Below are 17,695 nucleotides of genomic sequence, written 5' to 3' on the forward strand. Positions count from 1 at the left end.
CGAGCCTCAGACCCGCGCCGCTGTCACCGCCGCCGAGCCCCAGGTGGTTCTCCAGCGACGCTTGACGCCGTGCAGGCCAAACCATGCCAGCACGCCGAGGCTGGCGAACAACCACAGCGCCAATTGATAGCTGCCGGTGCTTTGCTTGATCGCGCCCATACCGGCGGCGAGGGCGAAGCCGCCGATGCCGCCGGCCATGCCGATCAGCCCGGTCATCACGCCGATCTCCAGACGAAAACGCTGCGGCACCAATTGGAAAACCGCACCGTTGCCGGCGCCCAAGCCGAGCATGGTGCAGACGAAAAGCGCCAGCGCCGCGTAGGAACTTGGCAGATTGAAGCCCACCGCTGCGATGCAGATCGCAGCGACGGTGTACATCGCCAGCAAGGTGCGGATGCCGCCGAAGCGATCGGCCAGCGCGCCACCCAGCGGCCGCATCAGGCTGCCGCCGAACACGCAGGCAGCGGTGTAATAGCCGGCGGTCACCGGGCTCAGACCGTATTGATCGTTGAAGTAACCGGGCAGCGCGCTGGCCAGGCCGATGAAGCCGCCGAAGGTGACGCTGTAGAAAAACATGAACCACCAGCTGTCGCGATCACCGAGGGCCTTGAAGTAGTCGGCCATGGCTTTCGGTTTTGGCCGCTGCGGGGCGTTTTTTGCCAACAGGGCGAACAGCACCAAGGTCAGAACCAGCGGGATCAGGGCGAAACCGAAGACATTGCTCCAGCCGAACGCGGCGGCAATCACTGGCGCCAGCAGCGCGGCGAACACGGTGCCGGAGTTCCCCGCACCGGCGATGCCCATGGCTTTGCCTTGATGTTCTGGTGGATACCACTGCGAGGCCAGCGGCAGGGCCACGGCAAACGACGCGCCGGCCATGCCGAGGAACAGGCCGAGGATCAGCGCCTGTTCATAACTGTGGATGCCGAGTTTCCAGGCGCCGAACAGCGCGCAGATGACGATGACCTGGCCGATCAGTCCGGCGGTCTTCGGCGACAAGCGATCGGCGAGCATGCCCATGGCGAAGCGCAACACCGCGCCGGCGAGAATTGGCGTGGCGACGACGAGGCCGCGCTGCTGGGTGGTCAGGTGCAGGTCGGCGGCAATCTGCACCGCCAGCGGGCCGAGCAGGTACCAGACCATGAAGCTCAGGTCGAAATACAGGAAGGCCGCGAACAGGGTCGGGGTATGGCCGGATTTCCAGAAGTTTGAATTCATCGCGCACCTCGGCTGAAAAGAGTCTCGAAAGGAGTCATGCACAGCAGGTGGAGCGCCTCACGGCCGCACCACCGGCCCCGTTCTGTGGGGCCAAAACGCAAAAACGCCGCTACCTGATTCGCCGAGGGGCGAACGGGGTGAGCGACGTCTTTGTCGTAGGTGGGGCAACCGCCGTTGGTTACCTGTGCGGTTTACTTAGCGAGATTTGTGCCAACAGCTGAAAAGCAAAAGCCCCTCACCCTAGCCCTCTCCCAGAGGGAGAGGGAACCGAGCGGGGGATGGCCGAATCATTTGCCGATCTGAACGATTTCGAGTGAATCCATAATCGACTCGGTCGTTCAGGTCGGCGGACAGCGCCAGACAACGCGGTCGGTCCCCTCTCCCTCCGGGAGAGGGAACCGAGCGGGGGATGGCCGAATCATTTGCCGATCTGAACGATTTCGAGTGAATCCATAATCGACTCGGTCGTTCAGGTCGGCGGACAGCGCAAGACAACGCGGTCGGTCCCCTCTCCCTCCGGGAGAGGGCTAGGGTGAGGGGCCCTTGATTTGCAGCGAAAATTTCAGCCCAGCAACTCACTCATGGCAATGATCTGCTCCGCCACCTGAATCAGCTTCTGCTGGCGGCTCATCGCCTGGCGGCGCATCAGCGTGTAGGCCTCTTCCTCGTTGCAATCCTTCATCTTCATCAGCAAACCCTTGGCCAGTTCAATGCGCTTGCGCTCGGCCAGTTGCTGATCGCGCGCCTGCAATTGCGCGCGCAAGGCCTGGTCACTCTCGAAGCGCGCCATCGCCACGTCGAGAATCGGCTGCAACCGTTGTGCGTGAATGCCTTCGACGATGTAGGCACTGACCCCGGACTTGATCGCCTGACGCATCACCCCCGGGTCATGTTCGTCGGTAAACATCACGATCGGCCGGGGCTGGTCGCGGCTGACCAGCACCACTTGCTCCATGACATCGCGGCTCGGTGACTCGGTATCGATCAGGATCACGTCCGGGCGCACCGTTTCGACGCGCGCCGGCAGGTCGATGGTCAGGCCGGACTCGTCGATTACCTCGAAGCCGGCCTCGGTCAGCGCCGCTTTCAGGCGTCCGACTTTTTTCGCGGTGTCGTTGATCAGCAGAATGCGCAACATGTTCGCGGTCTCCTGTCAGCGCTGGGCGAGAAGGGGGGCGGTGTCGCTCAGGGCATGCAGTTTGAAACTGCGCGCATAACCCGCCGGGTCGCTGCCGTCCCAGACCTTGCCGTCGAGCAACTGGCTGCTGCGCAGGTCTGCGTACGAAGTCGCAACACCGACAGCGCTGGCGGCCTCGCGATACAGATCCAGACGCTGAACCTGGCGGGCTACGGCCAGATAATCCGGATCCTCGCGCAACAGACCCCAGCGACGAAACTGGGTCATGAACCACATGCCGTCGGAGAGGTACGGCAGATTGACCTCGCCACCGCCGTGAAAACGCAGCGCATGCGGGTCCTGCCAGCGATTGCCGAGGCCGTCGGCGTAGTCGCCCATGAAACGCGGCTCGATGCAGGCGGCGGGGGTGTCGAGGTATTCGGTGGCGCTGAGCAATTGCGCGGTACTGCGGCGGTTTTCCGGGCTTTCTTCGATGAAGCGGCTGGCCTCAAGAATGGCCATGACCAGCGCCCGCGCGGTGTTGGGGTATTGCTCGACAAATTCGCGGGTGCAGCCGAGGACTTTTTCCGGGTGGTCGGGCCAGATGCTCTGGCTGGTCGCCAGGGTGAAACCGAGATTCTGCTGCACGGCGCTGGCCGCCCACGGTTCGCCGACGCAAAAGCCGTCGATGCGCCCGGCTTGCAGGTGCGCAACCATTTGCGGCGGCGGCACCACCACGCTGTCGACGTCCTGCAACGGATGAATGCCCTGGCTCGCCAGCCAGTAATAAAGCCACATCGCATGGGTGCCGGTGGGGAAGGTCTGGGCGAAGGTCAGTTTTGCGCGGCTTTGGTGCACATGCTGATCGAGCGCTTCAGGACTGTTCACGCCAGCCTGTTGCAAACCATGGGACAGGTTCAGGCTCTGGCCATTCTGGTTCAGGCCCATCAGCACTGCCATGTCGGTCGGGGCGACGCCGCCGATGCCCAGGTGCACCGCGTAAATCAGTCCGTACAGGCTGTGCGCGGCATCCAGTTCGCCGCTGACCAGTTTGTCGCGCAGGTTGGCCCATGAGGCCTGACGTTTGAGGTTCAGCGTCAGGCCGTAGGGCTGGGCGAAGCCCTGGGTGGCGGCGACCACCACCGAGGCGCAGTCGCTCAGCGCCATGAAGCCGAGATTGATCGCGCTCTTTTCCGGCGCATCGCTGCCATTGACCCAGGCCAGAGGCCCCAAGGACGTTTCGTTCATACGCTACCTCAAAAAAAACGTCGTCCCGGATTCTGCGCAGGCAAAACCCGGGGACGACGCCATTGTCCTGGCCTGCGCGCCGTCATTGGTCGGCAGACTGATGAGCAGGGTGGTGCAAGGCATATGCCAGTCGCCTGATTCGCGCAGGCGCCTCGCGCCGGGGGACGATGCCCGGCTATAATCGCCGCCTCTTTTCGCCGCCCGAGTCATTGCCGCCCATGTACACCCTGGCCCGTCAGCTGTTGTTCAAACTTTCCCCGGAAACCTCCCACGATCTGTCGCTGGATCTGATCGGCGCGGGTGGACGTTTGGGCCTCAACGGCTTGCTGTGCAAGGCTCCGGCGAAAATGCCGGTGACCGTCATGGGCCTGGAGTTCCCGAACCCGGTAGGGCTGGCGGCAGGTCTGGACAAAAACGGCGCGGCCATCGACGGCTTTGCGCAACTGGGTTTCGGCTTTGTCGAAATCGGCACCGTGACCCCGCGTCCGCAGCCGGGTAACCCGAAACCACGGATCTTCCGCCTGCCGGAAGCCGAGGCGATCATCAACCGCATGGGCTTCAACAACCTTGGCGTGGATAACCTGCTGGCGCGGGTCGCTGCGGCGAAATACACAGGCGTGCTGGGCATCAACATCGGCAAGAACTTCGATACCCCGGTCGAGCGCGCGGTGGATGATTACCTGATCTGCCTGGACAAGGTCTACGCCCACGCCAGTTACATCACGGTCAACGTCAGCTCGCCGAATACCCCGGGCCTGCGCAGCCTGCAGTTCGGCGACTCGCTCAAACAATTGCTCGCGGACCTGGCCACGCGCCGCGCCGAACTGGCTCTGCGTCACGGCAAGCATGTGCCGCTGGCGATCAAGATCGCGCCGGACATGACCGACGAAGAAACTGCGCAGGTCGCCCAGGCGTTGATCGAAACCGGCATGGATGCGGTGATCGCCACCAATACGACTCTGAGCCGTGTCGGCGTCGAAGGCATGGAGCATGGTGACGAGGCGGGCGGTCTGTCGGGTGCGCCGGTGCGTGAAAAGAGCACCCATACCGTGAAGGTGCTGGCGGGCGAATTGGCCGGGCGTTTGCCGATCATTGCTGCGGGCGGGATTACCGAGGGCAAGCACGCGGCGGAGAAGATCACGGCCGGTGCAAGCCTGGTGCAGATCTATTCGGGCTTCATCTACAAAGGCCCGGCGCTGATTCGTGAATCGGTAGACGCCATCGCCGCGTTGCGCTGAGGATTGCCGAGGACTTGTCGGAGCCTTTGTGGCGAGGGGATTTATCCCCGCTGGGCTGCTCAGCAGCCCCAAAGCCTTGCACATTGATACGCCAGGTAAATTGAAATTCGGACTTCGCGACTGCTGCGCAGCCGAGCGGGGATAAATCCCCTCGCCACGTGGATCCCGGTTAACCCTTTTTGCAGGCATAAAAAAGGGCTCCTCGAAGGAGCCCCTGGGCCGTAGCCCGCCGTCCGGGAGGGACGTGCGTGGTTAATTCAATGCAAATTCAGATTGTCGTGTCGGAATAAATGCCCTGTGTCAGCCGACGGCGTGAAGTTCGTTGAGTCTGTGGATTCCCGCAGTGCCGGTCATACCGTCCCAGTTGTCGCCGCGTCCTTCTCGCCAGCCGTTGATCCAGGCTTGACGTACCGACGGTAGAGTAAATGGGCAAAGCTCACGGGATTTGCCACCAACGCCATATTGATATCCGCGCAAAAATGCTCTTTCCAACGGATCACGCTTAAGTCTTCTCATAGGGTGTTTCCCTCACTTGTTGACTGTAGTGTCGCGTTGACCTCAATTGAGGTCTGGCAGAAAAAACCTGCCATCGTGCGGCTCGCTGCCGGCGTGGCGAGCCAAGGTGTTGACGCCGTTGCGACGTCAACCTGTGCTCAGTTCTAACCAATGAGTCACACCGAGGGAATGATCGTTTTGTCATAAGCACGTAACGTAAAGGATGCTATGGCGATAAGTAACCGCGTATTTATTCAACGTTCATTGCGCAAACCCCGGTATGATCGGCGCCCCGCTGACTCAGGGGGTTAATCCTTTAGTGAGAATGACCCACGTTTGCGCTTGGGTAATATTCGACGAAGGGTCGCTTTCAGTCTTTTTGTTTCACCAACTTTTTTATCTGTCCCGGCATCTAAGCTCTTTTAACCCGAGCAGCGGGGATGGAACGGCACACCTTCGTGCCACGCGGGCGCTCTTTCAGAAAAGCGCCTGATTGAAAACCGGGTCGGCAATGCGTTGCCGGCCCACTAGCCAAAGGCTCTGGAATTACCATGTCCGATCGTTTCGAACTCTTCCTCACTTGCCCCAAAGGCCTTGAAGGCCTGCTCATCGAGGAAGCCGTCGGGCTTGGCCTTGAAGAAGCGCGCGAGCACACCTCCGCCGTGCGTGGCATGGCGACCATGGAAACCGCTTATCGCCTGTGCCTCTGGTCGCGTCTGGCCAACCGTGTGTTGCTGGTGCTCAAGCGTTTCCCGATGAAGGACGCCGAAGACCTCTACCACGGCGTGCTCGACATCGACTGGCAGGATCACATGCTCAGCGACGGCACCCTGGCCGTCGAATTCAGCGGCCACGGCTCGGGCATCGACAACACCCACTTCGGCGCGCTGAAAGTCAAAGATGCCATCGTCGACAAACTGCGCACGCCACAGGGCGATCGTCCATCCATCGACAAACTCAACCCGGACCTGCGCATTCACCTGCGACTGGATCGCGGCGAAGCGATTCTGTCCCTCGACCTGTCCGGCCACAGCCTGCACCAGCGCGGCTATCGCTTGCAGCAGGGCGCCGCGCCGCTGAAGGAAAACCTCGCGGCGGCAATCCTCATTCGTTCCGGCTGGCCGCGCATTGCCGCCGAAGGTGGCGCACTGGCTGACCCGATGTGCGGTGTCGGTACGTTCCTCGTCGAAGCGGGGATGATCGCTGCCGACATGGCGCCGAACCTGCGTCGCGAGCAGTGGGGCTTTACCGCGTGGCTCGGTCACGTGCCGGCACTGTGGAAAAAACTCCACGAAGAAGCCGTCGAGCGCGCCGCTGCCGGTCTGGCCAAACCGCCGCTGTGGATTCGCGGTTACGAAGCCGATCCACGACTGATTCAGCCAGGCCGCAACAACGTTGAACGTGCCGGCCTCAGCGAGTGGATCAAGATCTACCAGGGCGAAGTGGCGACCTTCGAGCCGCGCCCGGACCAGAACCAGAAAGGTCTGGTGATCTGCAACCCGCCGTACGGCGAGCGTCTCGGTGACGAAGCCAGCCTGCTGTATCTCTACCAGAATCTCGGCGAGCGTCTGCGTCAGGCCTGCCTGAACTGGGAAGCGGCGGTGTTCACCGGCGCCCCGGATCTAGGCAAACGCATGGGTATCCGCAGCCATAAACAATATTCGTTCTGGAACGGCGCGCTGCCGTGCAAGCTGCTGCTGATCAAGGTTCTGCCCGATCAGTTCGTCACTGGCGAACGCCGCACTCCGGAACAGCGCCAGGCCGAGCGCGAGCAAGCGGCTTACGATCAGACCCCGGACGAACCGCAAGAGCGCAAGTTCAACAAGAACGGCAACCCGATCAAGCCGACGCCAGCCCCGGCGCCAGTGATCGAACAGCCGCGCCTGAGCGAAGGCGGGCAGATGTTTGCCAATCGCTTGCAGAAAAATCTCAAGGCGATGGGCAAGTGGGTCAAGCGCGAAGGCATAGATTGCTACCGCGTCTATGATGCCGACATGCCCGAATACGCAATGGCCATCGACCTGTACCACGACTGGGTGCACGTTCAGGAATACGCCGCGCCGAAATCCATCGACCCGGAAAAAGCCTCGGCGCGCATGTTCGATGCGCTGGCGGCCATTCCGCAGGCGTTGAACGTCGACAAGAACCGCGTGGTGGTCAAGCGCCGCGAGCGGCAGAGCGGCACCAAGCAGTACGAGCGTCAGGCTGCGCAGGGCAAGTTCGTCGAGGTCAATGAAGGTGGCGTGAAGCTGCTGGTCAACCTCACCGATTACCTCGACACCGGCCTGTTCCTCGATCACCGGCCGATGCGCATGCGCATTCAGAAAGAGGCGGCCGGCAAACGCTTCCTCAATCTGTTCTGCTACACCGCGACCGCCAGCGTGCACGCGGCCAAGGGCGGCGCGCGCAGCACTACCAGCGTCGACCTGTCGAAAACCTATCTGGACTGGGCGCGGCGCAACTTGTCGTTGAACGGCTTCTCGGACAAGAACCGTCTGGAGCAGGGTGATGTGATGTCGTGGCTGGAAAGCAGCCGTGACGAATACGACCTGATCTTCATCGACCCGCCGACGTTCTCCAACTCCAAGCGCATGGAAGGCATCTTCGACGTACAGCGCGATCAGGTGCAGTTGATCGACTTGGCGATGGCGCGGCTGGCACCGGGTGGCGTGCTGTATTTCTCCAACAACTTCCGCAAGTTCCAGTTGGAGGAAAACCTCGCCGAGCGTTATGCGGTCGAGGAAATCAGTGCGCAGACCATTGATCCGGATTTCGCCCGCAATACCAAGATCCACCGCGCCTGGAAAATCACGGCTCGTTGACGCTTTAACTGGTTGGATCCACAGAGCCTTGATTTTTAACGGCTCGGTGGATCCAGCGGTGCTAGCTAAATTAGTGGCTAATAGCTATAACTCACACACCGCCAATGGGGTTTTCCCGCAAATCTGGCGGAGTGAGTCGTGCTTATGCCGTTGCACCCCGTGCGCCCGAAAATCCTCGGTTTCATCAGTGAAGACGTCTCAGCCTGGCTGGTCGCTTTGCTGGTGTTGCTTGCCGGCGGGATTCTCACCGGGCTGCTCGCATGGGGCACCTTCAACCAGTTTCAGCAACAATCGCGTCAGCGCTTTCAACTGCTGGCCAATGAACGCTACAGTCGCATCGCCGAACGTTTTCAGGACCAGGAGCAACGTCTCGATGGTCTGCGCCGGTTCTTCGCCAACTCCGAATCGGTGTCCCGCGCCGAATTCGATGGTTACTCCCGCCCTTTGTTGCTGCGCACCCAAGCCTATACCTATGCCCCGAGAGTCAGTGGTGCCGAGCGGGCCGCGTTCGAACAGCAGGTGCGTGATGAGGGCCTGAGCAATTTCACCATTCGCGAACTGGACGCCAAGGGCGAGCTGCAACTGGCGGCGCCGCGCGAGGAATACGTGCCGGTGCTGTACACCCAGACCCAAAGCCGATTGGCGCCACCACTGGGTTATGACTTGCTCGCCCAACCCTTGCGCCGCGAAACCCTGCAACGCGCCGACCAGCTCGGCAGCATGGCGGTGTCGCAACCGATGCACCTGGTCGGGATTGAGCCGTCCTACGCGCGTGGGGTGTTGCTACTGGCGCCGGTCAGTCGCGCCGGAGAATCGCAGCCGTTCGGCTATGTGATGGCGGTGATCAGCATGCGCCAGTTGCTCGCCGACGGACTGCCCGATGCCCTGCACGATTATCTGTCGGTGCGCATTCTCGACCTTTCGACCCAAAGTCAGCACGAGGCGCTGTTCGAATCGACCAACGAGGCGGTGCCCGGCGATCTGGCGGCGACGCGCTTGCTACGCATGGCCGATCACGACTATCAGGTCGATATCCTGCCAAGCTACGCCTTCATGCAAGCCAACCATTCGTCGGTGGGCAGCGTGATCATTCTGGGCGGCTTGCTCAGCGCACTGCTCAGCGCCTTGCTTTACGTGCTGGTCAGCCAGCGCCAGCGCGCGGTGCGGCTGGTCGAGGTGCGCACCCAGGAATTGCACGAGCGCGAGCAGGAACTGCGCGGCACCCACGGTCAGTTGCGCGGCGTGCTGAATGCCGCCACTCAGGTCGCGATCATTGCCACCGACCTGCGCGGGGTGATCAACACTTTCAATCCCGGTGCCGAGCAAATGCTCGGCTACAGCAGCGCCGAAGTGGTCGGGCGCATGACCCTGGAGAACCTGCATTTACCCCGGGAGCTGGCGGCGCGTTCGGCGGAGCTGAGCGCGCGCTACGGCAAAAGCATTCCGACCTGCCACGCGATGCTGGTCGAGGGCGGCGAAGTCGGCGGTCATGAAGCACGCGAATGGACCCTGGTGCGCAGCGATGGCAGTCATCTGCCGGTGAACATGCTCGCCACGCCGGTGCTTGACGAGCAAGGCCTGTGGGTCGGTCATCTGGCGATCTGCATCGACATCACCGAACGCAAGCGAGTGCACGAGGTGCTGGCAGCACGCGACACATTGCTGAAGAAGCTCAGCGCCCATGTTCCCGGTGGCATCTACCAATTCAAAATGGAATTCGACGGACGCTTCAGCGTGATCTACGCCAGCGATGGCATCCGCGAAATCTACGAGCTGGAGCCGGATGTGCTGCTGCTCGACTCCGAGGCGATCTTCAGTCGCATTCACCCGCAGGACGCGATTCGCGTGCGCTCATCCATCCGCGAATCGGCGGAAAACCTCAGCCCGTGGCGCGAGGAATACCGCGTGCAACTGCCTGAACGCGGCCTGCGCTGGGTGCGCGGCGAGGCGACGCCTGAAGAACTGCCGGGCGGCGGGGTGCTGTGGCACGGTTACATCTCGGATATCTCCGATCTCAAGCGCGTGGAAGAAGAATTGCGCGCGTTGTCGATCACCGATTCGCTGACCGGCATACACAACCGCCGCTATTTCCAGGAACGCCTGACCACCGAAATGGCCCGGGTCGAGCGTGGCGGCGGTGAGTTGTCGGTGATCATGCTCGACATCGACCACTTCAAACGCATCAACGATCAGTTCGGCCACGCTGTCGGCGACCGCGTGCTGCAAGCAGTTTGCGAACGGATCGGCCATCGCTTGCGCCGCACCGACGTGTTCTGCCGTCTGGGCGGCGAAGAGTTCATGGTGCTGTGCCCGGACATCGACGGCGAACACGCCTACATGCTGGCGAGGGAATTGTGGGAAGGTTTGCGCGGCGCGCCGGTGGACGTGGTCGGCGTAGTCACCGCCAGTTTCGGCATCGCCAGTTGGCGCCCGGGGGAGGGCGCAGATGCATTGTTGCTGCGCGCTGACTCAGGGGTTTATGCAGCGAAGCAGAATGGCCGGGATCGGGTTGAGCGGGAGATGTGCTGATTCGAACCTGACACCTGACCCTGTGGGGCAGAGGGGACCTGGCGCTGATTTTCTGTGGGAGCGAGCCTGCTCGCGAAAGCGGTGTGACAGTCACTGAACATGCTTACTGAACCGACGCCTTCGCGAGCAGGCTCGCTCCCACAATTGCACCTGCTGCGCTTACAGCACCGAAGCGGTCTGCGGCAGTTTCGGCTGTTTGTACAGATCCAGCAGCACCTGATCGAGCACCGACGAGGCGCCGAACGGGGCCTTGTCGTTGAGGATCGCTACCACCGCCCAGGTATTGCCATTCACATCGCGACTGAAACCGGCGATCGCGCGCACGGTGTTCAGGGTGCCGGTCTTGACGTGGGCTTCGCCGCGCATCGCCGTGGTTTTCAGGCGTTTGCGCATGGTGCCGTCGGTGCCGGCAATCGGCAGCGAGCTGATGTACTCGGCGGCGTACGGACTGTGCCAGGCGGCTTGCAGCATGTTGGCCATCTCACGCGCGCTGACCCGCTCGGCCCGCGACAGACCAGAACCATTCTCCATCACCAGATGCGGCGCGGTGATGCCTTTCTTCGCCAGCCACTGACGCACCACGCGCTGCGCAGCCCGGGCGTCGTCACCGTCGGCATCGTTGCGGAAACGCTGGCCAAGGCTGAGGAACAGCTGCTGGGCCATGGTGTTGTTACTGTATTTGTTAATGTCGCGGATGATCTCGGCCAGATCCGGCGAGTACGCGCGGGCAAGCAGTTTGGCGCTGCTCGGCGTCGGCGCCAGACGATCCTTGCCTTGAATGCTGCCACCCAGTTCCTTCCAGATCGCCCGCACGGCGCCGGCGGTGTAGGTCGCGTGGTCGAGCAGCGACAGGTAAGTCTGCGAGCTGCAGCCTTCGCCCAACTGGCCGCCGACGGTTACGGTCACGCTGCCATCGGCCTGCGGCACCGGGTTGTAGCGCACGCCGCCGGTGCATTGCTTGGACGGCAGGGCTTTGACGGTGTTTTCGATGCGGATGCTGGCAATCGGCGGCTCAACCGAAATCAACACGCGGCCACCGTCATTACGTGCGACGAAGCGCAGGGCCTTGAGGTTGACCAGCAGCGAGTCGGGCTTGACCAGGAACGGCTTGTTGTCGTCGTTGCCGTCATCGTTGAATTCCGGCAATTGCGGCTGCACGAAGAAGTTGCGGTCGAGAATCAGGTCGCCGGTAATCTGGGTCACGCCATTGGCGCGCAGGTCGCGCATCAACAGCCAGAGTTTCTCCATGTTCAGCTTCGGGTCACCGCCGCCCTTGAGGTAGAGGTTGCCGTTGAGAATGCCGCCGCTCAGGGTGCCATCGGTGTAGAACTCGGTTTTCCACTGATGGTTGGGCCCGAGCATTTCCAGCGCCGCGTAAGTGGTGACCAGTTTCATCGTCGAGGCCGGATTGACCGAGACGTCGGCGTTGAACACGGTCGGCGTGCCCGGACCGTCGAGCGGCACCATCACCAGCGACAGCGCAGTGGGCTGCAGCTTGCTGGCTTTGAGGGCTTTTTCGACGTTCGGGGTGAGGGAAGTGTTGATGGTGGCAGCGGAGACAGGCAGGGCCAGAGGCAGAAGAAGGCCGGCGAGAAACAGTGGACGCAACGATTTGATCATATGCAATAAAACCCTGCAAAAGAGGGGGGGAAAGACGAGGACATGGATGAAAAGGCCCTCAGTGGTCATGAAAGTGTCGGCATTATGCCCCAAGCTGTAACAGCTTGTGCCGTGTCGCGACCGGCCAATCGCTTATTTTTTTACAGGCGGTCGGCCGCAGCGACCAGAGAGTCGGGCAATCGCTGGCTTAAACTGGTAAAGTGCCGGCCGTTATTACTTAAGAGGATTGTTCCAATGGCGACTAACCGTTCCCAGCGTCTGCGCAAAAAACTGTGCGTAGATGAATTTCAAGAGCTGGGTTTCGAACTGAACCTGGACTTCAAAGAAGACTTGTCCGAAGAAGCCATTGACGCTTTCCTCGAAGCATTCATCAAAGAAGCCATGGCAGCCAACGGTCTGGGTTATGTTGGCGGCGACGACTTCGGTCTGGTGTGCCTGCAGAAGCGTGGCTCGGTCAACGAAGAGCAGCGCGCTGCCGTTGAAGCCTGGCTGAAAAACCGCTCCGAGCTGACCAAGTACGAAGTCAGCCCGCTGCTGGATGTGTGGTATCCGGAAAAGCCGATCAACGCGGCTAAGTGATACTGAAAAAAACGGCGACCTGAGGGTCGCCGTTTTTTTTCGTGGATCAAAAGATCGCAGCCTCGTTTCACTCGTCAGCTCCTACCTGTTCGCGATCCCCTGTAGGAGCTGTCGAGTGCAACGAGGCTGCGATCTTTGCTTCTAGGCTTTACGCCAATTCAAAATCACCAGCGTCAAAACCCCCGCCACGATCCCCCAGAACGCCGAACCAATGGAAAACAGCGTCAACCCCGACGCCGTGACCATAAACGTGATCAACGCCGCTTCCCGTTCCTTCACCTCGCTCATGGCAATGCTCAAGCCATTGATGATCGAGCCGAACAGCGCCAGCGCGGCAATCGACAGCACCAGTTCTTTCGGCAACGCCGCAAACAATGCCGCCAACGTCGCGCCGAACACCCCGGCAATCCCGTAGAAGACCCCGCACCACACCGCTGCGGTGTAACGCTTGTTGCGATCTTCATGAGCATGCGGACCGGTGCAGATCGCCGCGCTGATGGCCGCGAGGTTAATACCGTGTGAGCCGAACGGCGCGAGCAACAGAGAGGCAATGCCGGTAGTGGTGATCAGTGGCGAGGCCGGGACGTTATAGCCATCGGCGCGCAGCACGGCGATGCCGGGCATGTTCTGCGAGGTCATCGCCACCACGAACAGCGGAATGCCGATGCTGATGGTTGCGGCCAGGGAGAAGTGCGGCGTGGTCCAGACCGGGGTGGCCACTTCCAGATGAAAACCGTTGAAATCCAGCAGCCCCATGAAGCCCGACAGCGCGGTGCCGATCAGCAGCGCCGCGAGCACCGCGTAGCGCGGCGACAGGCGCTTGACCAGCAGATAAGTGAAGAACATCCCCAACACCAGACCGGTACGGTGTTGCGCGGCGACGAAGATTTCGCTGCCGATCTTGAACAGGATCCCTGCCAGCAGAGCTGCCGCCAAAGAGACCGGGATCTTTTTCACCAGCCGTTCGAAGCTGCCGGTCAGGCCGCAGATCGTCACCAGTACCGCGCACGTGATGTAGGCGCCGATCGCCTCGCCGTAACTGACTCCGCCCAGGCTGGTGATCAGCAACGCTGCGCCGGGTGTCGACCAGGCGATGGTGATCGGCGTGCGATAGCGCAGCGACAGGCCGATCGAACACACCGCCATGCCGATCGAAATCGCCCAGATCCACGAGGAAATCTGCCCGTTGCTCAGGCCGGCGGCTTGCCCGGCCTGGAACATCAGCACCAGCGAACTGGTGTAACCGGTCATCATCGCGATGAAACCGGCGACGATGGCGGAAGGCGAAGTGTCGGCCAGAGGGCGCAGGCGGGCGTGGGTGGCGTCGGTCATGACGGCGGTGTTCCTTATACCAATGGAGATGTCCGCCACAACACAGAACCTCTGTGGGAGCGAGCCTGCTCGCGAAAGCGCTATGTCAGTCAACATTCATAGTGAATGTGAAATGGCTTTCGCGAGCAGGCTCGCTCCCACGGGGGATTGCGGTCATGCAGCGGATTCTGCGATCAAGCCTAAACTCAAACCTGACAAACCGTTGCAATACAGCCGCAGGCGCAAACAGCCGTACAGTCGTGTTGCCACCATTCATTGTGTACAATCGCGCTGTTTTTTACGCGATACTTGCCAGCGACCTACTGTGCCGTATTACAGTCACGGTCTATTCGCCGCAGTTTTCCCGACTCGAGTGCCCATGAACGAACAGTTGCAACCCCTCAAGAAACAACCGCGAGCAGGCAAAGCCGGCCGCAGCGGAACCCAGGACGATATTGTCTACGCGCATATCTTCGAGGCCATCCTCGAACAGCGTCTGGCGCCCGGTACCAAGTTGAGCGAAGAGGCGCTGGGGGAAATCTTCGGGGTCAGCCGCACCATCATTCGCCGCGCGCTGTCGCGTCTGGCCCATGAAGGCGTGGTGCTGTTGCGGCCGAATCGTGGCGCCGTGGTCGCCAGCCCGAGTGTTGAAGAAGCGCGTCAAGTGTTCCTCGCCCGCCGTCTGGTCGAGCGTGCGATCACTGAATTGGCCGTGCAGCACGCCACGGCCGAGCAGATCGCCGAACTGCGGCAGATGGTCAACGATGAGCGCGACAGCTTCTCCCGTGGCGATCGCGGTGCCGGTATTCGTCTGTCGGGCGAATTCCACCTGAAACTGGCGGAAGCGGCGATGAACGCACCGTTGATCAGCTTCCAGCGCAGCCTGGTTTCGCAGACCTCGCTGATCATTGCCCAATATGAAAGCGGCAACCGTTCACACTGCTCGTACGACGAACACACGCAGTTGATCGACGCCATTGAAAAGCGCGACGGCGAACTGGCGGTGAATCTGATGATGCATCACATGGATCACATCGACAGCAAGCTCAACCTCGACGAGGAAGGCGCGTCGGATGATCTGCATGCGGTGTTCTCGCATTTGTTGCAGACCAAGAAGCCGGGGCGTCCAGCGGCCAAGCTCTAAGCTGAAACCGAGTCGCGGCTTTCGCGAGCAGGCTCGCTCCCACAGGGGAATGCATTTCAAAGGTGGGAGCGAGCCTGCTCGCGAAGACAATCTGACAGGCAACAAAAATCCTCCGTGGTAAACACCACCGGGGATGATCGTTCCCACGCAGAGCGTGGGAACGATCAGTGCGAAGAGGTTAGCGCTGATGCACCAGCGCCCCCGCCGCATACGTCTGCTGCACAGTCCGGTCATCCCCCAGCGTCATCAATACAAACAACGTCTCGGCAATGTTATTGGACTGCTTCAAGCGATAACTCAGCAGCGGCGTGGCGTTGTAATCCAGCACGAGGAAGTCGGCATCGGAGCCCGGTTGCAGATTGCCGATCCTGTCTTCCAGACGCAGCGCCCGCGCACCACCCAGGGTTGCCAGGTACAGCGACTTGAACGGGCTCAACCGCGCGCCCTGCAGTTGCATGACCTTGTAGGCTTCGTTGAGGGTTTGCAGCAGGGAGAAACTGGTGCCGCCGCCGACGTCGGTGCCGAGGCCGACATTGAGCTTGTGTTTCTCGGCCATCGGCAGGTTGAACAGGCCGCTGCCGAGGAACAGGTTTGAGGTCGGGCAGAACGAGATTGCCGAGCCGGTTTCTGCCAGTCGCGCGCATTCTTCGTCACACAGGTGCACGCCGTGGGCGAACACCGAGCGTTCGCCGAGCAACTGGTAATGATCGTAGACGTCGAGGTAACCCTTGCGCTCCGGGAACAGCTCTTTGACCCACTCGATTTCCTTGAGGTTTTCGCTGATGTGGGTCTGCATGTACAGATCCGGGTATTCCGTCAGCAGTTGCCCGGCCAAGGTCAGTTGTTCCGGGGTGCTGGTGGGAGCGAAGCGCGGCGTCACCGCATAGTGCAAGCGGCCCTTGCCGTGCCAGCGCTCGATCAGCGCCTTGCTGTCGACGTAGCTGGATTCAGCGGTATCGACCAGATAGTCCGGGGCATTGCGGTCCATCATCACCTTGCCGGCGATCATGCGCAGGTCGAGCTTTTCCGCCGCTTCGAAAAACGAATTCACTGATTGCGGATGCACGCTGCCGAACACCAGCGCCGTGGTGGTGCCGTTGCGCAGCAGTTCCTTGATGAAATTATCGGCCACTTCGTCGGCGTGAGCCTTATCACCAAACTGGCTTTCGCAGGGAAAGGTGTAGGTGTTCAGCCAGTCGAGCAGTTGCTCGCCATAGGAGCCGACCATGCCGGTTTGCGGCAGGTGAATGTGCGTGTCGATAAAGCCGGGGGTGATCAGCGCATCCTGATAATGGTTGATCTCGATATCCGCCGGCAGGGTTGGCAGCAGTTCGCTGGCGTGGCCGAGGGCGCTGATCTTGCCGTCGTCGACCACCAGCAGGCCATCCTCGAAATATTCATAGGAGGCTTCGATGCCCACTTCGGCAGGGTCGGCGATGCTGTGCAGGATGGCGGCGCGGTAGGCTTTGCGAGTCAGAGGCATGAGAGTTCTCTAATCAGTTTGAGGCTTTGAGTTTGGCGGCCTGACTGCGGCGCGAAGCTGGCAGCAATCGGGCAATCGGTTCGGCGCGGGCGCTGTGCTGGCCGAAATTGGCGTTGTAAGTGGCGATGATTTCGCCGGCGATGGAGATGGCGATTTCCACAGGCAATTTGCCTTTGACTTCGCCGATGCCCATCGGGCAGCGCATGCGCTGCACCACGCTCGGGTCGAAACCACGATCACGCAGACGGTGTTCGAATTTGGCGCGTTTGGTTTTCGAGCCGATCAGGCCGAACCAAGTGAAATCGTTACGCTTGAGAATCGCCGCGGTCAGCTCCAGATCGAGCTGATGGTTGTGGGTCATGACGATGCAGTAGCTGCCGGCGGGCAGATCATCGACTTCGTCCACCGGCTCTTCGCTGACGATTTTACGCACGCCGTGGGGGATGTGTTCAGGGAACTCGGCCTCGCGCGAATCGATCCAGCGCACCCGGCAGGGCAGGCTGGCCAGCAGCGGCACGAGGGCGCGACCAACATGGCCGGCACCGAACACGGCAATCTGCGCCTGGACCTGGCCCATCGGTTCGAACAGCAACACCGTGGCGCCGCCGCAGCACTGGCCGAGACTGGCACCGAGGCTGAAGCGCTCCAGATGGGTGTCCTGCTTGCCGCTGGCGAGCATTTCGCGGGCGATCTGCATGGCTTTGAATTCCAGATGCCCGCCACCAATGGTGTCGAACATGCGGTCGGCACTGACGACCATTTTCGAGCCGGCGTTGCGTGGCGTCGAACCGAGTTCTTCGATGATCGTCACCAGCACACAGGGCTCGCCCTGATTCTGCAGGTCGGCGAGGGCGTCGATCCAGTTGTACATGTTCACCTCGACATCTTCGT

13 protein-coding genes are annotated in these 17,695 nt (G+C 61.2%); 5 read left to right on the forward strand and 8 right to left on the reverse strand.

Going from position 1 to position 17,695, the window contains the following annotated elements; genetic code table 11:
- Window positions 1-6: 6 nt before the first annotated feature.
- From PSH90_RS09060 to PSH90_RS09070, 3 genes are all read right to left on the reverse strand, one after another.
- Window positions 7-1,218, reverse strand: coding sequence for a NarK/NasA family nitrate transporter (locus PSH90_RS09060; RefSeq protein ID WP_305382544.1), 1,212 nt, complete (start codon window positions 1,216-1,218; stop codon window positions 7-9).
- 562 nt (window positions 1,219-1,780) lie between these two features.
- Complete coding sequence (locus PSH90_RS09065) at window positions 1,781-2,356, reverse strand: ANTAR domain-containing response regulator (protein ID WP_007916390.1); 576 nt, start codon at window positions 2,354-2,356, stop codon at window positions 1,781-1,783.
- A gap of 15 nt (window positions 2,357-2,371) precedes the next feature.
- The gene (locus tag PSH90_RS09070) at window positions 2,372-3,583 is read right to left on the reverse strand and encodes a CmpA/NrtA family ABC transporter substrate-binding protein (protein ID WP_258707840.1); all 1,212 of its coding nucleotides are present in this window, start codon (window positions 3,581-3,583) and stop codon (window positions 2,372-2,374) included.
- Between the two features lie 218 nt (window positions 3,584-3,801).
- Here PSH90_RS09070 and PSH90_RS09075 point away from each other — a divergent pair, with 218 nt between their 5' ends.
- On the forward strand, window positions 3,802-4,821 hold the full coding sequence (locus PSH90_RS09075) for a quinone-dependent dihydroorotate dehydrogenase (protein WP_252877767.1): 1,020 nt from the start codon (window positions 3,802-3,804) through the stop codon (window positions 4,819-4,821).
- Between the two features lie 300 nt (window positions 4,822-5,121).
- Here PSH90_RS09075 and rmf read toward each other — a convergent pair whose 3' ends face one another.
- Window positions 5,122-5,337, reverse strand: a complete 216-nt coding sequence (gene rmf, locus PSH90_RS09080) for a ribosome modulation factor (protein WP_003223300.1) — start codon at window positions 5,335-5,337, stop codon at window positions 5,122-5,124.
- 530 nt (window positions 5,338-5,867) lie between these two features.
- On the opposite strand from rmf, the gene rlmKL reads away from it, so the two are divergent.
- Window positions 5,868-8,138: a bifunctional 23S rRNA (guanine(2069)-N(7))-methyltransferase RlmK/23S rRNA (guanine(2445)-N(2))-methyltransferase RlmL gene (rlmKL, locus tag PSH90_RS09085; RefSeq protein ID WP_150741382.1), complete on the forward strand. Its 2,271-nt coding sequence runs from the start codon at window positions 5,868-5,870 to the stop codon at window positions 8,136-8,138.
- 144 nt (window positions 8,139-8,282) lie between these two features.
- Window positions 8,283-10,667, forward strand: a complete 2,385-nt coding sequence (locus PSH90_RS09090) for a diguanylate cyclase (protein WP_305382545.1) — start codon at window positions 8,283-8,285, stop codon at window positions 10,665-10,667.
- Between the two features lie 159 nt (window positions 10,668-10,826).
- Here the strand turns inward: PSH90_RS09090 and dacB are convergent, their stop codons facing one another.
- The gene (dacB, locus tag PSH90_RS09095; RefSeq protein WP_056784182.1) at window positions 10,827-12,287 is read right to left on the reverse strand and encodes a D-alanyl-D-alanine carboxypeptidase/D-alanyl-D-alanine-endopeptidase; all 1,461 of its coding nucleotides are present in this window, start codon (window positions 12,285-12,287) and stop codon (window positions 10,827-10,829) included.
- Between the two features lie 234 nt (window positions 12,288-12,521).
- Here dacB and PSH90_RS09100 point away from each other — a divergent pair, with 234 nt between their 5' ends.
- Entirely contained in the window at window positions 12,522-12,866 is a 345-nt protein-coding gene (locus tag PSH90_RS09100; protein WP_056784184.1) for a YggL family protein, read from the forward strand.
- 141 nt (window positions 12,867-13,007) lie between these two features.
- Here PSH90_RS09100 and PSH90_RS09105 read toward each other — a convergent pair whose 3' ends face one another.
- Window positions 13,008-14,198, reverse strand: coding sequence for a benzoate/H(+) symporter BenE family transporter (locus PSH90_RS09105; RefSeq protein WP_305382546.1), 1,191 nt, complete (start codon window positions 14,196-14,198; stop codon window positions 13,008-13,010).
- Between the two features lie 358 nt (window positions 14,199-14,556).
- Between PSH90_RS09105 and PSH90_RS09110 the strand changes: the two genes are divergently transcribed.
- Window positions 14,557-15,321, forward strand: coding sequence for a GntR family transcriptional regulator (locus tag PSH90_RS09110; protein WP_007918375.1), 765 nt, complete (start codon window positions 14,557-14,559; stop codon window positions 15,319-15,321).
- 178 nt (window positions 15,322-15,499) lie between these two features.
- On the opposite strand, the gene guaD is transcribed toward PSH90_RS09110, so the two are convergent.
- Together guaD and xdhC are read right to left on the reverse strand one after the other, a co-directional pair.
- Entirely contained in the window at window positions 15,500-16,804 is a 1,305-nt protein-coding gene (guaD, locus tag PSH90_RS09115; RefSeq protein ID WP_305382547.1) for a guanine deaminase, read from the reverse strand.
- 13 nt (window positions 16,805-16,817) lie between these two features.
- Window positions 16,818-17,675, reverse strand: a complete 858-nt coding sequence (xdhC, locus tag PSH90_RS09120) for a xanthine dehydrogenase accessory protein XdhC (RefSeq protein ID WP_186565761.1) — start codon at window positions 17,673-17,675, stop codon at window positions 16,818-16,820.
- Between the last annotated feature and the right edge of the window lie 20 nt (window positions 17,676-17,695).

The sequence above is a fragment of the Pseudomonas sp. FP1762 genome (genome assembly GCF_030687105.1).
GTDB lineage: Bacteria > Pseudomonadota > Gammaproteobacteria > Pseudomonadales > Pseudomonadaceae > Aquipseudomonas > Aquipseudomonas siliginis.

What these genes read in the sequence shown, in the direction of transcription:
- PSH90_RS09070 (WP_258707840.1), bottom strand. Translation starts at nt 3,583, where the DNA reads ATGAACGAAACGTCCTTGGGGCCTCTGGCCTGGGTCAATGGCAGCGAT.
- PSH90_RS09110 (WP_007918375.1), top strand. Translation starts at nt 14,557, where the DNA reads ATGAACGAACAGTTGCAACCCCTCAAGAAACAACCGCGAGCAGGCAAA.
- PSH90_RS09065 (WP_007916390.1), bottom strand. Translation starts at nt 2,356, where the DNA reads ATGTTGCGCATTCTGCTGATCAACGACACCGCGAAAAAAGTCGGACGC.
- PSH90_RS09100 (WP_056784184.1), top strand. Translation starts at nt 12,522, where the DNA reads ATGGCGACTAACCGTTCCCAGCGTCTGCGCAAAAAACTGTGCGTAGAT.
- rmf (WP_003223300.1), bottom strand. Translation starts at nt 5,337, where the DNA reads ATGAGAAGACTTAAGCGTGATCCGTTGGAAAGAGCATTTTTGCGCGGA.
- dacB (WP_056784182.1), bottom strand. Translation starts at nt 12,287, where the DNA reads ATGATCAAATCGTTGCGTCCACTGTTTCTCGCCGGCCTTCTTCTGCCT.
- xdhC (WP_186565761.1), bottom strand. Translation starts at nt 17,675, where the DNA reads ATGTACAACTGGATCGACGCCCTCGCCGACCTGCAGAATCAGGGCGAG.
- PSH90_RS09105 (WP_305382546.1), bottom strand. Translation starts at nt 14,198, where the DNA reads ATGACCGACGCCACCCACGCCCGCCTGCGCCCTCTGGCCGACACTTCG.
- PSH90_RS09075 (WP_252877767.1), top strand. Translation starts at nt 3,802, where the DNA reads ATGTACACCCTGGCCCGTCAGCTGTTGTTCAAACTTTCCCCGGAAACC.
- guaD (WP_305382547.1), bottom strand. Translation starts at nt 16,804, where the DNA reads ATGCCTCTGACTCGCAAAGCCTACCGCGCCGCCATCCTGCACAGCATC.
- PSH90_RS09090 (WP_305382545.1), top strand. Translation starts at nt 8,283, where the DNA reads ATGCCGTTGCACCCCGTGCGCCCGAAAATCCTCGGTTTCATCAGTGAA.
- PSH90_RS09060 (WP_305382544.1), bottom strand. Translation starts at nt 1,218, where the DNA reads ATGAATTCAAACTTCTGGAAATCCGGCCATACCCCGACCCTGTTCGCG.
- rlmKL (WP_150741382.1), top strand. Translation starts at nt 5,868, where the DNA reads ATGTCCGATCGTTTCGAACTCTTCCTCACTTGCCCCAAAGGCCTTGAA.